The sequence below is a fragment of the Niallia sp. WK069_GA_01 genome (assembly GCF_983173855.1).
Genome location: NZ_OZ470138.1, coordinates 3342870 through 3359068, shown reverse-complemented (window position 1 = coordinate 3359068; position 16199 = coordinate 3342870). Strand labels below are relative to the sequence as shown.

The 16199-nt window shown below is 34.7% G+C and carries 15 protein-coding genes, 1 pseudogene and 1 riboswitch; of the genes and pseudogenes, 8 read left to right on the top strand and 8 right to left on the bottom strand.

The features are described 5' to 3' along the window. The first annotated feature begins 217 nt into the window (after window positions 1-217). Together AC5LWL_RS15940 and floT are read left to right on the top strand one after the other, a co-directional pair. Window positions 218-739: an NfeD family membrane protein gene (locus tag AC5LWL_RS15940; protein ID WP_493435231.1), complete on the top strand. Its 522-nt coding sequence runs from the start codon at window positions 218-220 to the stop codon at window positions 737-739. A gap of 85 nt (window positions 740-824) precedes the next feature. Next, complete coding sequence (gene floT / locus AC5LWL_RS15935; protein ID WP_493435230.1) at window positions 825-2333, top strand: flotillin lipid rafts scaffold protein FloT; 1509 nt, start codon at window positions 825-827, stop codon at window positions 2331-2333. 140 nt (window positions 2334-2473) lie between these two features. Here floT and AC5LWL_RS15930 read toward each other — a convergent pair whose 3' ends face one another. The 3 genes from AC5LWL_RS15930 to proV are packed head-to-tail and all read right to left on the bottom strand — an operon-like array spanning window position 2474 to window position 5443. Continuing rightward, window positions 2474-3352: a glycine betaine ABC transporter substrate-binding protein gene (locus AC5LWL_RS15930; RefSeq protein WP_493435229.1), complete on the bottom strand. Its 879-nt coding sequence runs from the start codon at window positions 3350-3352 to the stop codon at window positions 2474-2476. Window position 3353: 1 nt separating this feature from the next. Further along, on the bottom strand, window positions 3354-4202 hold the full coding sequence (locus AC5LWL_RS15925; RefSeq protein ID WP_493435228.1) for an ABC transporter permease: 849 nt from the start codon (window positions 4200-4202) through the stop codon (window positions 3354-3356). Beyond that, window positions 4202-5443: a glycine betaine/L-proline ABC transporter ATP-binding protein ProV gene (proV, locus tag AC5LWL_RS15920; protein WP_493435227.1), complete on the bottom strand. Its 1242-nt coding sequence runs from the start codon at window positions 5441-5443 to the stop codon at window positions 4202-4204. The genes AC5LWL_RS15925 and proV overlap by 1 nt, the downstream gene beginning before the upstream one ends. A gap of 446 nt (window positions 5444-5889) precedes the next feature. On the opposite strand from proV, the gene AC5LWL_RS15915 reads away from it, so the two are divergent. The 3 genes and pseudogenes from AC5LWL_RS15915 to AC5LWL_RS15905 form a co-directional block, all read left to right on the top strand. Next, window positions 5890-6429, top strand: coding sequence for a GbsR/MarR family transcriptional regulator (locus AC5LWL_RS15915; RefSeq protein WP_493436624.1), 540 nt, complete (start codon window positions 5890-5892; stop codon window positions 6427-6429). 250 nt (window positions 6430-6679) lie between these two features. Beyond that, on the top strand, window positions 6680-6778 hold the full coding sequence (locus tag AC5LWL_RS15910; RefSeq protein ID WP_493435226.1) for a YjcZ family sporulation protein: 99 nt from the start codon (window positions 6680-6682) through the stop codon (window positions 6776-6778). Window positions 6779-6881: 103 nt separating this feature from the next. Beyond that, window positions 6882-6965, top strand: a pseudogene (locus AC5LWL_RS15905) (YjcZ family sporulation protein); the annotation flags it as partial. Between the two features lie 321 nt (window positions 6966-7286). Here AC5LWL_RS15905 and AC5LWL_RS15900 read toward each other — a convergent pair. The 5 genes from AC5LWL_RS15900 to AC5LWL_RS15880 are packed head-to-tail and all read right to left on the bottom strand — an operon-like array spanning window position 7287 to window position 10892. Next, window positions 7287-8054: a TatD family hydrolase gene (locus tag AC5LWL_RS15900; protein WP_493435225.1), complete on the bottom strand. Its 768-nt coding sequence runs from the start codon at window positions 8052-8054 to the stop codon at window positions 7287-7289. Next, window positions 8051-8836, bottom strand: coding sequence for an ABC transporter ATP-binding protein (locus AC5LWL_RS15895; protein WP_493435224.1), 786 nt, complete (start codon window positions 8834-8836; stop codon window positions 8051-8053). The genes AC5LWL_RS15900 and AC5LWL_RS15895 overlap by 4 nt, the downstream gene beginning before the upstream one ends. Continuing rightward, a complete protein-coding gene (locus AC5LWL_RS15890) occupies window positions 8833-9597 on the bottom strand; it encodes an ABC transporter permease (RefSeq protein ID WP_493435223.1) in 765 nt (254 codons plus the stop codon). Before AC5LWL_RS15890 ends, AC5LWL_RS15895 begins: the two co-directional genes overlap by 4 nt. Continuing rightward, a complete protein-coding gene (locus AC5LWL_RS15885) occupies window positions 9597-9887 on the bottom strand; it encodes an MTH1187 family thiamine-binding protein (RefSeq protein WP_493435222.1) in 291 nt (96 codons plus the stop codon). The genes AC5LWL_RS15890 and AC5LWL_RS15885 overlap by 1 nt, the downstream gene beginning before the upstream one ends. Before the next feature lie 12 nt (window positions 9888-9899). Then, window positions 9900-10892: an ABC transporter substrate-binding protein gene (locus AC5LWL_RS15880; RefSeq protein WP_493435221.1), complete on the bottom strand. Its 993-nt coding sequence runs from the start codon at window positions 10890-10892 to the stop codon at window positions 9900-9902. A gap of 278 nt (window positions 10893-11170) precedes the next feature. Next, window positions 11171-11281: riboswitch (TPP riboswitch) on the bottom strand. Window positions 11282-11644: 363 nt separating this feature from the next. Here AC5LWL_RS15880 and AC5LWL_RS15875 point away from each other — a divergent pair. The 3 genes from AC5LWL_RS15875 to AC5LWL_RS15865 all read left to right on the top strand — a co-directional run bounded on the left by AC5LWL_RS15875 (window position 11645) and on the right by AC5LWL_RS15865 (window position 16021). Beyond that, window positions 11645-12355 carry an NAD-dependent protein deacylase gene (locus tag AC5LWL_RS15875; protein ID WP_493435220.1) on the top strand — a complete coding sequence of 237 codons (711 nt, stop codon included), beginning with the start codon at window positions 11645-11647 and terminating at the stop codon, window positions 12353-12355. A 169-nt stretch (window positions 12356-12524) separates the two neighbouring features. After that, on the top strand, window positions 12525-14108 hold the full coding sequence (locus AC5LWL_RS15870; protein ID WP_493435219.1) for a peptide chain release factor 3: 1584 nt from the start codon (window positions 12525-12527) through the stop codon (window positions 14106-14108). An 839-nt stretch (window positions 14109-14947) separates the two neighbouring features. Further along, entirely contained in the window at window positions 14948-16021 is a 1074-nt protein-coding gene (locus AC5LWL_RS15865; RefSeq protein ID WP_493435218.1) for an amino acid ABC transporter substrate-binding protein, read from the top strand. The last annotated feature ends 178 nt before the right edge of the window (window positions 16022-16199 follow it).

The window sequence follows — 16199 nt, the reverse complement described above, 5'->3', positions numbered from 1 at the left end:
TCATGTATAAACTCGATTATTTCTTTAATGCGGAATGCAATTTACACCCCATACAAAAAAACTTTTGAAATGATAAAAAATATTGGAAAGATGAAACATTTTTTACTTTTTCACGTATATATGGTAACGATTAAAATAAGGAGGAGTACTTTGTGAAAATCTATATAAAGAAGGAGTGTAAATATAAAATCTTTTTTAAATTTATAGAAAGCGAATGATGTTTATGGAGTTATTTGGTTTTTCTATCTCATCGTTTTATTTGATTGTTTTGATAATATCAGGATTATGCATTTTTTTAACACTATTAATAGCAGATATTTTTAGTGCTGATTTAGGTTTTTTTAATCCAACCTTAATTTTGGCATTTTTAACAATATTATCTGCAAGTGGCTACTTATTAGAAAAATATGCAAGAATGAATAGTTTGTTAATCTTCGGTTTATCAGCAGCAGGAGCATTTGTTGTCGCATTATGTTTGCATTTTTTTGTATTTATCCCATTGTCTAATGCAGAGGAGTCTCTCGGATACAGTGATGATTCTTTAAAAGGAAGAGTTGGAAAAGTACTTACCTCCATCCCGAAAGACGGGTATGGAGAAATTATGATTGAAAGTTATAGTGGTCATATCATAAAAACGGCTGCTGGTTTTTATAATGAAGAAATAAAGGGGCCAAGCAAGATAGTAGTAATCGAAGTGAAAAATAATATAGCCTATGTTATTCCACAAGAGGATTTATAAAAGGAACCAAGTTAACAAAATGAATAATGAAAAAGTTTTGCTATTACTAGAAAAAATCGTGTAACAGAATAAGGGAGGAAAAAATATGCTTGATATTTGGATTATTGTTGGTGTTGTCGTTATTTTATTAATTTCATTAATTAGTATTTTTATTGCGAAATATAAAACAGTTGGACCGGATGAGGGACTGATTGTAACGGGAAGTTATTTAGGTTCAAAGAATGTTCATGTAGATGAAGCTGGAAATCGAATAAAAATTATTAGAGGTGGAGGAACTTTTATTCTGCCTGTTTTTCAACAATCTGAACCTTTAAGCCTTTTATCAAGCAAATTAGATGTTTCTACACCAGAAGTTTATACAGAACAAGGTGTGCCTGTGATGGCAGATGGAACAGCTATTATTAAAATAGGAGGTTCTATTGGCGAAATTGCAACCGCTGCAGAACAGTTTTTAGGAAAAACAAAACAAGATCGTGAAAATGAAGCAAGAGAAGTATTGGAAGGGCATTTACGATCTATTCTTGGTAGTATGACAGTAGAAGAAATTTATAAAAATAGAGATAAATTTTCTCAAGAAGTGCAAAGAGTTGCATCTCAAGATTTAGCAAAAATGGGATTGGTAATTGTTTCCTTTACCATTAAAGATGTGCGAGATAAAAACGGCTATTTAGACTCTCTTGGTAAACCAAGAATTGCTCAAGTAAAAAGAGATGCTGATATTGCCACTGCTGAAGCAACAAAAGAAACACGTATTAAAAAAGCAGAAGCAGATAAAGATGCGAAAAAAGCAGAGTTGGAAAGAGCAACAGAAATAGCGGAAGCAGAAAAAGAAAATCAAATGAAAATGGCTGATTATAGAAGAGATCAGGATATTGCAAAAGCACGTGCTGACCAAGCGTATGATTTAGAAACAGCAAGATCGAAACAAGATGTAACAGAGCAGGAAATGCAAATTAGGATTATTGAAAGACAAAAACAGATCGAGCTTGAAGAAAAAGAAATTTTGAGAAGAGAAAAGCAATATGATTCTGAAGTGAAAAAGAAAGCAGATGCTGATCGTTATTCCATGGAACAAGCAGCAGAAGCAAATAAAAGAAGAGAAATTGCCGAAGCCGATGCGAATCAATATCGTATTGAATCTCAAGCAAAAGCAGAAGCAGAAAAAGTTCGAGTTGATGGTTTAGCAAAAGCGGAAGCAGAAAAAGCAAAAGGGGAAACCGAAGCAGAAATTATTCGCTTAAAAGGTTTAGCAGAAGCAGAAGCGAAACGAAAAATTGCGGAAGCCTACCAACAGTATGGTCAAGCAGCAATCTTAGATATGGTCTTAGATATGCTTCCAGAATATGCAAAACAAGTGGCAAGTCCATTAGCAAATATTGATAAAATTACGGTCGTAGATACAGGAAGCGACGGTAGTAATGGAGGCGCCAATAAAGTAACTGGATACGCAACGAACTTAATGTCCACTATGCAGGAATCATTAAAAGCTTCTGCAGGTATTGATGTAAAAGAACTACTTGAAAATCTTTCTGGAAAAGGCAATGTCCGACAAAGCGTAGAAGAATTAACAAACGAACTAATTAAGAATAAATAAAAAAAGCGAATCGAAAATTACTTATTATAAAAGAATAGAGTAGTAATTTGTTGAGGGTTAAAGCTAAATCAAGTAATAGGAAGCATTATGCAAAAACCAAAAAAACACTCCAAAAGATTAACTTTTGGAGTGTTTTTTACTTATTTTTTTAAATCTTCAATAGATGTAATATCCATATAGCTAGGAACTACTAAACCAAGTTTTGTTCCTTCTAGGTTTGTTCCTAAGTCTTCAAATTTACCTTCATATTTTTTCGCATAGTCTGCGTGTGTAGTTGGCAGCCAAGCGGCAACGTGAGCATCTAAGCTTCCGTCCGCAACTCCAGTCCAAAGTGGACCTGCTTCTACTTGACTTAATGTAACTTTATAACCTAAATCAGTAAGCACTTTTCCAATTACATTTGTACTTGCAATTTCACTATCCCAAGCAACATAGCCGATTTTAATTTTGTCGCCTTTAACTTTATTAATGCCATTTGTCCATTCAGCTACTAAGTCAGCATTTTCTTTAACCCATTTTGCAGCAGCTTTTTCAGGATCAGTACCACCATTAATATCCATCATGACTTTACCCATCTCATCTGTATTCCAATGGAAATTATCTAATACTTGGTTTGCTTCTGGCATATCTTCTTTTAAGCCTTTACGAGTAACGGTGTGAATATTTTCATCTTTACCAAATGTTCCTTTAGGATCTTCCAAGTATTTTAAGTCATATGCAGCGAACATCCAATGTGGTGTCCAGCCAGTTACGATAATTGGTTCTTTTTTATCATACGCTTTTTTTAATGAAGCAGTCATGGCAGCACTTGAACCTTCGACTACTTTCCAATCAGATAAGTCATAATCAGTTAATGCTTGGTTGGCAGCCTTCATTAAACCTGCGCCTGGATCGATTCCTACGATTTTATAATCGACTGTATCTCCAACTGTTGCATTCTCATCTTTACTCTTTGATCCACATGCAGCGAGTGCAAGTGTTAAGGATAATACTAAAAATAAACTAATAAACTTCTTCATCTTAATTCATTCCCCCACTTTTTTTATTTCCTATATTTTGTGTAATTCTATCAAGAATAATAGCGACTACAACAATAGCTAAACCGGCTTCAAACCCACGACCAATCTGTATTTGTGTAACGGCACGATAAACATCTGCGCCAAGTCCAGGTGCACCGACCATTGCAGCAATAACTACCATAGATAGCGCAAGCATGATGCTTTGATTAATGCCTGCCATAATAGTTGGCATGGCAAGCGGCAGTTGAACTTTTACTAATTTTTGACCTGTTGTACTTCCAAATGCTTCAGTTGCTTCTGTAATATCACTAGGAACCTGTTGAATTCCAAGAATCGTTAATCGAATAGTAGGTGGCATAGCAAAAATAACGGATGCTACTACACCAGGAACGACACCTATATTGAAAAAGAAAATAGCAGGTATTAAATAAACAAATGCTGGCATTGTTTGCATAAAATCAAGCACAGGTACAACAATTTGTTTTACTGTATTTTTCTGTGAAGCCCATATTCCCATTGGTACACCGATGAGAATAGAAATAACAACTGCAGAAAGTACAAGGGCTAATGTATTTAACATTGGTTCCCAATATCCTAAATTATCCACGATAAATAAACCAACTATTGTAAATAAGGCGATTTTTTTATTCGCAAATTTCCATGCGATTAAAGCCAATATAATTATAAAGATATAGGATGGTATAAATCCTAAAACGGTAACTAATCCTTCTACAGCAAATTCTAATGTTTCTGAGATACCATCAAATGCAACAGCAAAAGTAGTGGTTAACCAATCTACAAATGAATCAATCCAATCTGCAATCGGCAGTTTAGGCAATAGATTCCCCATTAATTATTCACCTCCATTTTTGACTGTTCCAAAAGTTCTGTATGGTTGTTAATGTTGTCGTTATTTCCTGCTAGTGCGCCAATGACGGCACCTCTGACCACAATTCCTTTTAAACGTTGTTCGGAATCGACAACGGATACCGGGATAGCAGCAGATGAAACTTTGTCAAATAAATCGGTTAATAGAGTATCGCCTGGTACGGTTGTGATATCTTCAATTAAAATATCTTGAATGGATTGCTGATGCTCTATCGCATGTTTCGCATCATCAGCTGTAATAGCTCCAAGCAGTACTTTTCTTTTATTTACGATATAAATACTGGAAATTCCTAAGTCTTTCATGATTTGCAGCGCAACACGAGGTCCTTTTTCCAGTTGAACGGACTCAGCACGTTTCATTACATGATTAGCTGTTAATACTTTAGATAAATCAACATCTTCAACAAAACGTTCTACATAATCATTAGATGGATTCATCAATATTTCTTCTGGTGTTCCAACTTGAACAATGGAACCATCTTTCATTAGTGCAATTCGGTCTCCAATTCTTAGTGCTTCATCTAAATCATGTGTAATAAATATAATTGTTTTTTCCATATTCGATTGTAAATCTAATAATTCATCCTGCATATCTTTTCGAATAAGGGGGTCTAGTGCACTAAAAGCTTCATCCATCAGAAGAACGTCTGGATTATTTGCTAATGCTCTAGCAAGACCAACTCTTTGCTGCATCCCTCCACTTAATTGATCTGGATATTGGTTTTCATATCCTTCTAAACCAACTAGCTTTAGCGATTCTTCTGCGCGCTGTTTTCTTGTTTCTTTGGCAACACCTTGGATTTCTAAACCATATTCAGTATTTTCTAAAATAGTTCGATGTGGAAGAAGCGCAAATTTCTGAAATACCATGCTTATTTTTTCTCTTCTCACATTGCGCAGTTCTTCTTTAGACATCTCCACAATATTTTTCCCATCAATATAAACCTTGCCGAGTGTTGGATCAATAAGTCTGTTCAACATTCGAACAAGGGTAGATTTACCACTGCCTGATAACCCCATAATAACAAAAATTTCACCAGCGTTTACTTCAAAGCTTGCTTTGTTTACACCAACAGTTGCACCGGTATTTTTTAATATTTCGCTTTTTGAAGCGCCATTATTTAATAATGATATGGCTTTTTTACTATTTTTCCCGAAGATTTTAGTAACATCTTCAATTTTCACTTTTACGGATTCTTTCATTATTTCACCTCATTAAGTTCCAAGCCGAATTGCCACTAACTAAGTATAAAGGGATAAGCTGTCAAGAAGCAAAGTCGGTATTTAGCCATATTCTTCTGTAAAGAACGTACAGAAAAAACTGAACGTACAGAACGGTTAGTATCCTTAGTATTCCTTCTATATGCTCTAGCATGCTTTAAACAATCATCCTTTACAATTCTGTCATACATGATAATCTAATAAAAGAAAATGAATAATAAAAATATTAACTGTAAACGTAAATATGTATGATTCTATAAAGTAATATTGCTAGTATTCACTTTATTGAACGTATAAATAGGACGAAATGCAGCTGATTTTTTCTACCTTTAAGGTATAACGGGGAAGCTCTTCGTATGAGACATAAAAAGGGGAGTTTATTTTCTACCAGTTGTAAATATCATAATGTGATGGATGTGAAGGAAATCATGGAAGGTAAGGAGCAGTTAGAGGTAGCTCGTGAAAGAGTAATTGATGTGATATCTGAAAATATTAATTTATTTGGAGTAACGGATTCAATTGGTAGATTATATGGCATGTTGCTTTTTCAAGAAAAACCGATGACGCTTGATGAAATGAAAGAAGAATTAGGAATGAGCAAAACAAGCATGAGTACATCTGTTCGAACATTATTAGATTTAAAAATGGTCGATAAAGTGTGGAAAAAGGGTGTACGAAAAGATTTGTATAAAGCGGAAGATGATTGGTATCAAACATTTATTGATTTCTTTACAATCAAATGGCGAGCTGGAGTGTCCATGAATGTTCACGCGATGGAAAAATCATTAGCTGAATTAAAAAATTTGTTGCAGCAAGAACATGTTGCAGAGGACATTAAAGCATTAGCCAAAAGCGATATAGAAAAATTAAAACATTCACTTGAATATTATAATTGGTTAAATCGTTTAGTCGACAGCTTAGAGTCGCACGAAATATTTAACCATATTCCAAAAATAGAAGATAAATAAAATATATAAAATATAGTGTCAGGATGAAAAAGTATGATTACTGCAGAAAACGGGGAGTGAAGAAGAGAACACCCCGTTTTTAACAGACTGAATCCCTGAAAAAGGGGTTTTTTTGTGTAGTATGAGGAAAGCCTTTCATTCGCCTTTTTTTGGTTCTAGTGAAAAAACCTAAAAAATGTGCTTTTGACTATCGCACATTTTGGGGTTCTTGAATAGGATATACAGAATTAAAAAAAGGAGGTAATTATTCATGGGTGAAGGTGGATACGGCGGAGGTTTCGCTCTTTTAGTAGTTTTATTTATTCTTTTGGTGATTATTGGTGCTTCTTGGGGCTATGGTGGATTTTAATCATTAAAAAAGTAATCTTTATAAAAAGAGGGAGGAATAACGTATGTACGGATACGGAGGTGGCTGCGGCTATCCTAGTTATAGCTACGGATATAGCTGTGGCGGCGGTTACGGTGGCGGTTTTGCTTTAATCGTTGTACTATTTATTCTTTTAATTATTGTTGGTGCAGCTTGTTTTAAATGGTAATATACAAAAACCTGATTCTGTTTTTTAGAATCAGGTTTTTGTTTGTATTTCGGGTCTGTCAAGGCACTTACGCTTTTCATTGTCTAGCTTCAGTGCCTAGCCCCAGTGAGTATTGCCTCCTGCCTCTAAAAGTAAAAAACACTTTTTGAGTCAGGAGAACATTTTTCTTCGGGGCTACCAAGGCACTTACGCTTTTCATTGTCTAGCTTCAGTGCCTAGCCCCAGTGAGTATTACCTCCTGCCTCTAAAAGTAAAAAACACTTTTTGAGTCAGGAGAACATTTTTCTTCGAGGCTACCAAGGCACTTACGCTTTTCTTAGTCTAAATTGAAAAAAATCTTTTTGTGTTTTTGAGAAGTTGTGTATAAACAGTAGATTCAGATTCTTTTTTTATTGCGGCTATTTCCTTTATGGTATGGTGAATCATGCTTGGCATTGTTTTCCTTTGCTCAAATAGACCTTCAAATGGCCATGGTCCATCTGTTTCTACCATCAATTGATGTAGTGGATATTTCTTTACAAGTTCTTTGATTTCTTCTTCATAAAGTACATCAGGTGTAATCGAAACATAGCAGTTATTATTGATTAAATGCTCTATTGTTACAGAATCTCCTTTAAACCAATGAAATTGCGCATTCATATAATTATGCTTCTCCAAAAGTGCTAAAACAATTGGCGCTTCATCATAAATACTATGCAATACAATCGGTTTATTATGTTCCTTTGCCAAAAGAATAAATTGTTCTAGTAAGTCTATATATGGCTCCAACGAATAAAGTAAGGGGCTTTTTTCACGTACATAGTGGGGAAGTCCCACTTCACCAACAGCAACCATACTAGAAGAATGCTCTTTTATCCATTGGAATAGTTCAATAATCTCTATCTCGGCTGGCATTCGTTGTTCAGGATGAAAACCGTATGCTGCATAAACAAATGGATGGATTTTTGTTAATTCCTCATTGCTTATGCAAGACTTTTTATTCATGGAGACCGTGATAACTGCTTCAAGGGAATGGTCCTGTTGCATTTTATTGATACTGTTCTGTTTATACTGATCAAGGTGAATATGGGCATCGATTATCTTTTTCATTCTATCTGCTTACCTTCCTTTATTGTTGGTGGAGCGGAAGAGTTTCCTTGTGAATTTTGCAATAAGAAATAGATTTCTTTTTTGTATTCAAGGAATGATGGTTCTAACCATAAATTCTTATCTCTTGGCCTGTTAAATGGTACCTTAACTTCAGTTAAGATGGAAGCTGGTCGATTAGATAAAATAAAAATACGATCAGATAAAAATAATGCTTCATCAATATTATGGGTAATAAATAATATGGTTCGTTTATGTTCTTCCCAAATGGATAATAACCATTTTTGCATTTCTAAACGGGTGAATTCATCTAATGCACCAAAAGGCTCGTCTAAACATAAGAGAGATTCAGAACTTAATAAGGCTCGGATAAAAGATACGCGCTGCTTCATCCCGCCAGATAATTCATGTGGAAAAGCATTCTCAAAGGAAGCAAGACCTGCCTTTTGTAGCATCTCTTTTGCTTTAACTTTGTTTTTATTTCCTCTTAATTCTTGCGATAATGTAGCATTCTCTATGACAGTCCGCCAAGGAAATAAGGAAGCTGCTTGCGGCATATAGCTGATAAATCCCTTTCTCCCTGTAATCTTTGTATCTTTTAAATAAATATCTCCTGCGTTAGGTGTTAAAATGCCGCCGATTAAATGAAAAATGGTACTTTTTCCGCTTCCAGAAGGTCCAAGAATAGATACAAATTCTCCTTCATTAATCTTCATATTTAATTGATTTAAAACACTATTTGCACCAAATGACATGGAAATATTGTTTAATTCAAGAAAGCTCATTGCCGCTCATCCTTTCTTTGGCCCTTTATACAGCATTTTTCTAACAGTTGAATAAGGAGAAAAAACAGTAAACTTAAGAACATAATGGCAAAAATAGCGACAAATACACGATCTGTTCGAAAGGAAGAAGATGCGAAGGTCATATATACACCAACCCCTTGTTTCGCACCAAGCCATTCGGAAATTACTGCTCCCATTACACTATAGGTAGCTGATATTTTTAATCCAGAAAAAATAGACGGCAGAGCAAATGGCCATTCCAATTTCCAAAAAAGTTGACGTTTGCTGCTTCCTGACATGATCATATAATGCTTTAATTCAGGTGAGGTTTGTCTAAATCCATCTAGGCAGGCGATTGTAATAGGAAAAAAACAAACAAGTATGATAATAATTAGTTTCGGCAGAACCCCAAAACCAAACCAAATAACAAGTAATGGTGCCAAGACGATTGTAGGAATATTCTGCGATAGGATGAGCAATGGATAAAATGATTTACGTAAAAAGGGAATACGATGCAAAATAATCGCTATACATAAACCGAAAATGGTCCCAATAATAAAACCAAACAAGGATAATTGAATGGTTGAGAGTAAATGAATAGAAAAGCTTTCCCAATTTAAAAATGCTTCCTTTACAATAGTAAGAGGAGAGGGGAGAAGCCATGTTTCAATAGTGAACATTCGTACTGCTTCTTCCCAAACAATAAATAAAAGAAGGAGAACCAAAATCGGTCTCCAACTGTTTGAAAATAGTTTCTTCATTAACGATATTTCTCCGTTAAATCTTCCATTGTTATACCTGTTGGCTGGTAAAGCACTTTAATTTGGGTGATTACGTTACTGCTGCCAATTTCAATCATTTTTTTATTCATGCTGCTGATGATTGCAAATAATTCATCCAGTTCCCCTTCAATCGTTGTTTCTAATGGATGAACTTCATATTTGACACCAGACTCTTGAATCACTTTAATTGCTTCGTCTACATAAGGAATTACATTTTCCCCATTTTTTGTTTTTGGAATGATTTGAATGCTTATTAATGAGTTAGCCATTGTTTCTCCTCCTTATTTAGCTGGTAAAAAATCATTAGTAAAGGCGGAATTTGCATTCAGTTTTTTATCTAATAATTTATTATCATACATCCAGTCTGCGTAGTTTTCCCATACAGAAAGTTTTTGTTCGCCCCAGCGTGTTGCATCATCTTGATATTTTGAAGCTAGCCATTCTTGACTTTTTTTCACTAAATCTGCATCAAGATCCGGTGCTGCTTTTAATAGAATGTTAGCGGAATCTGCTGGATTTTTTATCGCATATTGGTATCCTTCAGAAGCTGCTTTTACAAATGCTTTTACTGTATCTGGATTAGAACTTATCATTTTTTCATTTGTAGAAAGAACTGGTGTATAATAATCCAATTTATCGCTATAATCTGTTAAATAAATCATATTTATTTTTTCACCGCGCAGTTCTGCTTCTACGCCTGTCCATCCATAATAAATCCATGCAAAATCAATATCTTTTTTCACAGCTGTAAAGAAATCGGTATCCCCAATATTGATGATATCTAAATCTTTAACATTTGCATTTTCTTGTTTCATTAAAGAGGATAATACGGATTTTTCAACTTCAGATCCCCATCCTCCATATGTTTTTCCAGCAAAATCTTTGGGACTCTTAATGTTTTTGTTTGCAGGTGATGCGAAACCGGATGTGTTATGTTGGATAACTGCTGCAATTGATACAATTGGAACATCTTGAATTCTTGCTTGTGTGATAGATTCTTGATAGCTTACTCCAAAATCTGCTTTTCCAGAAGCAACTAGTGTATCTGCCCCAGCATCTCCTGGTGTAATAATATCAACATCTAATCCTTCTTTTTCAAAGTAGCCTTTTTCTTTAGCAACATATAAGCCTGTATGATTTGTATTTGGTGTCCAATCTAATACAACGGTTACTTTTTTTAAGCCCTTTTCAGTTTGTTTTTTCTCAGGATCAGATGAATTGCTGCAGCTTGTCAGAAAAAGAAGTGCAGTAATCAAGAAAATAATTTTTTTCATTTGTATTACCTCCATTTAATGTAGAAAAGAAAAAGAAGCTCTGTTTGAAATAGGAAGATACGCTTATTAAATGCTACCCTGAAAATAGGATTCCGCACATCCCATAGGAGTTTTCGTGTATGCAGGCTGTTCCCTGCTAAAAAGACTGGAATCTGCTTTTTTTATATGCCATGTTGAGGCTCTCTATTAGCAGGGATGGTTGTCTGCAAAATAAACGAATGCATAGCAAAAAAGCATTCAAGGCTTCTGAACCTGTGAACGCTTTAAATACGTTATGTATGTAAAGAATAGGCGTTTCCTACGCTGATTTCAATCAGGTCAGGTTCAAAGGGTTTCTATCCTTAAAGACATCTCTCAACCAGTTTAAGCTGGTTCCCCTACTAAAATTCTTTCTTATTCATTTCCTTCTATATTATAACAGAAAGCAGGAGGATTGCCATTATTTTAGGCTACCCTGAAAAAGGAATGGACTCTCAAATAGTTTGCAGCCTGCATACACTTCGCTTTCATGCGGGGTCTCGTCTTTCTTGCATTCCCGCGGGAGTCATCGTGTATTCCGGCTGCTCCCAGGTTCAAACTTAGGTCATAAAACAAAATAGAAAGGTACTTCTTTTCATGTGCATGGTGTAAAATTTTTTGTTTGCATTTGTTTATTTAAAAATAGGTAATAGTGTTTGGTGGGAAGTTATCTAAATGGCACTTATAAATGATAAAATAAAGAAAAAAGCAAATGAAAGGGTGAGTGATTTTCCGTGATTAACGAGTTAATAAAAGAGGCGAATCATTTAGTGGTATTTACAGGGGCAGGGATGTCAACGGAAAGTGGGCTACCAGATTTCCGATCCACAAAAAGTGGTTTATGGACAAAAGAACGAAAAGCATATTTGTCCAGTACAGATGCATTAAACACACATTTACAAGAATTCATTGCTTTTTATAAAGAAAGGGTTTTGGGGATTCAACAGTATAAGCCGCATAAAGGACATTATATTTTAGCGGAATGGGAGAGAAGAGGATTATTAAAGCGGATCATCACTCAAAATGTAGATGGCTTTCATCAGGAAGCGGGCAATAAAAGGGTAGAAGAATTGCACGGAACATTGCAAAAACTTCATTGTGAAACATGTGGGGAAAGTTATTCAAGCGAAAAATACTCAGATCAAGAATATAAATGTCAATGCGGCGGAATATTACGGCCATCCATTGTATTATTCGGCGAGATGCTGCCAGAAAGGCCATTTCAATTAGCGGAAGAGGCAGCAATTCAATCAGATGTATTTGTTGTGTTAGGTTCTTCTTTAACGGTGTCACCTGCCAACCAATTTCCTTTGATTGCTAAACAAAATGGTGCCAAGTTAATTATTATTAATGGAGAAAAAACAGATTTTGATTATTTGGCAGATGTAGTTATCCATCAACAAATCGGAGAAGTTTTAGAGAAAGTGAATGAAGTTATTGGATAAGGTGCAAAACAAAAAGTGATATCATATTATAGAAGAAACTAGGAATATTGAATGAAAGAAATAGGAGTTTTACGTAAACGGTTTTATTTAAAGCATTGCAAACTTTTTCGTATCAAGCTAATATAAGGGAATGGACTTAAAATGAAAGTGCAAAAGAAAGGAAAGTAGCATGGCTAACAATTTAAATGAAAGTGTGTTATCTCGACGCACATTTGCAATTATTTCCCATCCGGATGCAGGTAAAACTACGTTAACAGAAAAATTATTATTATTTGGCGGTGCCATTCGTGATGCAGGAACAGTAAAAGGAAAAAAAACAGGTAAATATGCAACAAGTGATTGGATGGAAATAGAAAAGCAAAGAGGAATTTCCGTTACTTCCAGTGTCATGCAATTTGATTATAAAAATGCAAGAGTAAATATATTAGATACACCTGGGCATCAAGATTTTAGTGAAGATACGTATCGTACGTTAACAGCAGTAGATAGTGCTGTTATGATTATTGATTCTGCTAAAGGGATTGAAGCACAAACTTTAAAATTATTTAAAGTTTGCCGCATGAGAGGCATCCCGATTTTTACTTTTATTAACAAGTTGGACCGTCAAGGGAAAGCACCATTAGAATTATTGGCAGAATTGGAAGAAGTGATGGGAATTGAGTCCTATCCAATGAATTGGCCAATAGGAATGGGAAAAGAATTTTTAGGTATTTATGATCGCTACTATAATCGAATTGAACAATTTCGTGTAGAAGACGGCGATAAATATATTTCTTTAAATGAAGACGGGGAAATTATTGGGGAACATCCAATAAAAAATGATTCCTTATATGATCAAACATTAGAAGAAATTATGCTATTAAATGAGGCTGGCAATGAATTTTCTGCGGAAAGAATTAACAATGGTGATTTAACGCCAGTATTTTTTGGAAGTGCTTTAGGTAATTTTGGTGTGCAAACATTTTTAGAAACCTATTTAGATTTTGCTCCGACACCACAACCTAGAAATTCTACTGCCGGGAAAATTGATCCGCTTTCGGAAGAATTTTCGGGTTTTATCTTTAAAATTCAAGCAAACATGAATCCTGCACACCGAGATAGAATTGCCTTTTTACGAATTTGCTCAGGTAAATTTGAAAGAGGAATGTCTGTTCAATTATCTAGGACAGGAAAGCAAATAAAATTAGCCCAATCCACACAATTTATGGCGGATGACCGTAGTACGGTAAATGAAGCAGTGAGTGGCGATATTATTGGACTTTATGATTCAGGCTTGTATCAAATCGGCGATACGCTGACTTCGAGCAAAACACCGTATCAGTACGATAAGCTGCCGCAGTTTACTCCTGAACTATTTGTCAGAGTAACAGCGAAAAATGTATTGAAACAAAAGCATTTTCATAAAGGTATTCAGCAGCTTGTACAAGAAGGAGCAATTCAGTTTTATAAAACAGTAAAAACAGAAGATTATCTTTTGGGTGCTGTTGGTCAATTGCAGTTTGAAGTATTTGAGCATCGAATGAAGAATGAATACAATGTAGATGTTATTATGGAGAATGTTGGTTCAAAAATAGCTCGTTGGGCTGTGGATGAAGAAGTAAATGAAAACTTGTCGAGCGGCAGAAGTTTGTTAGTGGTGGATCGCTACGGGAAAAAAGCATTTTTATTTGAAAATGACTTTGCGCTGAGATGGTTCCAAGATAAGAACCCAGAGGTAAAGTTGTATAATCCAATGGATGCAGAGAATGAATAATTTGTACGATTTTATAAAAAGCTTTATTTCATAAAAGCTAAATAGAGAGTTTTCCTGAAGGCTTGTAGAAACGGCTGATAGGAAGGCTCTTTTTTGTATGGAAAAGGGGCGGAGCTACGTGATTTAAATAGAAATAAACACGGTTCCGTACGCAATACTTTGTTTTTTATACGAATGAATAGAGGAGTTTCTCCACTCACACCGCCTTTATTAGGTTTGGTTCTGCATTTTCCATGTTAGATGGTGGAGACGAGGGACGAGTCTCCATGGGAGTTTTGTATGCAGATAAAAGATTTTTACAAAGGTACTATGATAAAAGGAGACCAGCTGAAAGAAAATTCACTTATATTTCGACAAGTGAGGGCTAATTTTATTTTTTTAATGTTAGATTTTGAAAATAAAAATTCAATATAAATGAAATTCATTTATTATATTAAAATAACAAAAATAATACAGTGATATTTTTGTTTTAACAAATTCGTCTTTTAAATATACAAAATAAAAGGCGGTGAAGGTGGTAGTTTTGTAGTTTTTTATAGTATTTTGTATGTTTTATGTTGGTTTATAAAGGTTTAGGGAGTCGAAAATTCTTTTTAAATAATAAAAGGAACAAGTTTTGCCGTTTTTCTTAAAAAAAGATTAAAAATATTCAAAAAAAGCATTTGTATTTATCAGAAAAATCGGTATAATAAAAATCAAGTTACAAAAAGTGACTAGAAATGTTAGGTTTTGTAACAAAGGGTCAAAATGAATATCATTTCCAAATTATAGAGATTAATAGATTACGTGATTCAAATTGGAAATCGATATTTCAAAAAAGATTTAGGGGGAATTAGTAAATGAAAAAAAGTTTATCGTTATTATTCAGTATAATGCTTGTACTAGTACTTGCACTGACTGGGTGCTCAAGTAAAACCACTTCAAGTGATGGTAAAAATAACGCTTCTAAATCATCAGCAAAAAGTATTTTAGATACGGTTAAAGAAAGAAAAACATTAAAAGCAGGAGTAAATGATGCACTTCCTGGATTTGGATACATAGGATCAGATGGAAAAAACACAGGTTTTGATGTGGACTTTGCAAGAGCAATTGCTGCAGGTGTTCTAGGTGACGCCAACGCTGTTGAATTTCGTCCATTATCAGCAACAGAACGTTTTACAGCTGTTCAATCAAAAGAAGTAGATGTACTAATTCGCAATACAACTTGGACTACAAACCGTGATGCAGAAGTTGGTCTAAGCTTTGCACCGGTAACATTTTATGATGGACAAGGTATTATGGTTCCGAAAGACAGCGGAATTAAAACATTAAAAGATTTAGAAGGAAAAACAATTGGTGTAGAAACAGGAACAACAACAGAATTAAACCTTGCTGACCAAATGAAAGCAGCAGGTGTTACGTACAAAGCACAAACATTTGATAATGCAGATGCAGTTATTGCTGCATATGAATCTGGAAGCATTGATGCTTGGACAACAGATAAATCTGGTTTAGTATCCCGTCAATCAATGTTAAAAGATCCTGATGCTCATGTGGTTTTAGAAGCTACATTATCTAAAGAACCATTAGCACCAGCAGTATTAGATAATGATGAAAAATGGAAAGATGCAGTAAGCTGGATTGTATATGCAACAATTCAAGCAGAAGAGTTCGGCATCAATTCAAAAAATATCGATGATTTTAAAACAACGGATAACCCAGAAATTCAACGATTATTAGGTGAAGGCGATACAAATCTTGGAGAGCAGCTTGGATTGCCAAAAGATTTCGCATACCAAGTAATTAAACAAGTTGGTAACTATGGAGAAATTTATGATCGCAACCTTGGTCCAAATACTGTATTTAAATTACAACGTGGACAAAATGCACTGTATAAAGATGGCGGATTATTATACTCTATTCCATTCCGTTAAAGCTTAAGTTTATATGATAAGCATGTAAGACCTGCTAACATTGCTTTTTAGCAGGTCTACTTTTTTAGATAAGTAAGATTTTGATTCGTAGATAAAAACGACAGAATTAGACTAATGTCTTGAGCTTAAACCATTGCTCTAGATGCGAAAAAACGAATACTAAATAAACGTATGCTTT

Excerpts from the sequence above, each read along its gene's own strand:
- AC5LWL_RS15895 (WP_493435224.1), bottom strand. The coding sequence starts at position 8,836 with ATGAGCTTTCTTGAATTAAACAATATTTCCATGTCATTTGGTGCAAAT.
- AC5LWL_RS15865 (WP_493435218.1), top strand. The coding sequence starts at position 14,948 with ATGAAAAAAAGTTTATCGTTATTATTCAGTATAATGCTTGTACTAGTA.
- AC5LWL_RS15910 (WP_493435226.1), top strand. The coding sequence starts at position 6,680 with ATGGGTGAAGGTGGATACGGCGGAGGTTTCGCTCTTTTAGTAGTTTTA.
- AC5LWL_RS15890 (WP_493435223.1), bottom strand. The coding sequence starts at position 9,597 with ATGAAGAAACTATTTTCAAACAGTTGGAGACCGATTTTGGTTCTCCTT.
- AC5LWL_RS15880 (WP_493435221.1), bottom strand. The coding sequence starts at position 10,892 with ATGAAAAAAATTATTTTCTTGATTACTGCACTTCTTTTTCTGACAAGC.
- AC5LWL_RS15885 (WP_493435222.1), bottom strand. The coding sequence starts at position 9,887 with ATGGCTAACTCATTAATAAGCATTCAAATCATTCCAAAAACAAAAAAT.
- floT (WP_493435230.1), top strand. The coding sequence starts at position 825 with ATGCTTGATATTTGGATTATTGTTGGTGTTGTCGTTATTTTATTAATT.
- proV (WP_493435227.1), bottom strand. The coding sequence starts at position 5,443 with ATGAAAGAATCCGTAAAAGTGAAAATTGAAGATGTTACTAAAATCTTC.
- AC5LWL_RS15870 (WP_493435219.1), top strand. The coding sequence starts at position 12,525 with ATGGCTAACAATTTAAATGAAAGTGTGTTATCTCGACGCACATTTGCA.
- AC5LWL_RS15900 (WP_493435225.1), bottom strand. The coding sequence starts at position 8,054 with ATGAAAAAGATAATCGATGCCCATATTCACCTTGATCAGTATAAACAG.
- AC5LWL_RS15925 (WP_493435228.1), bottom strand. The coding sequence starts at position 4,202 with ATGGGGAATCTATTGCCTAAACTGCCGATTGCAGATTGGATTGATTCA.
- AC5LWL_RS15915 (WP_493436624.1), top strand. The coding sequence starts at position 5,890 with ATGGAAGGTAAGGAGCAGTTAGAGGTAGCTCGTGAAAGAGTAATTGAT.
- AC5LWL_RS15940 (WP_493435231.1), top strand. The coding sequence starts at position 218 with ATGTTTATGGAGTTATTTGGTTTTTCTATCTCATCGTTTTATTTGATT.
- AC5LWL_RS15930 (WP_493435229.1), bottom strand. The coding sequence starts at position 3,352 with ATGAAGAAGTTTATTAGTTTATTTTTAGTATTATCCTTAACACTTGCA.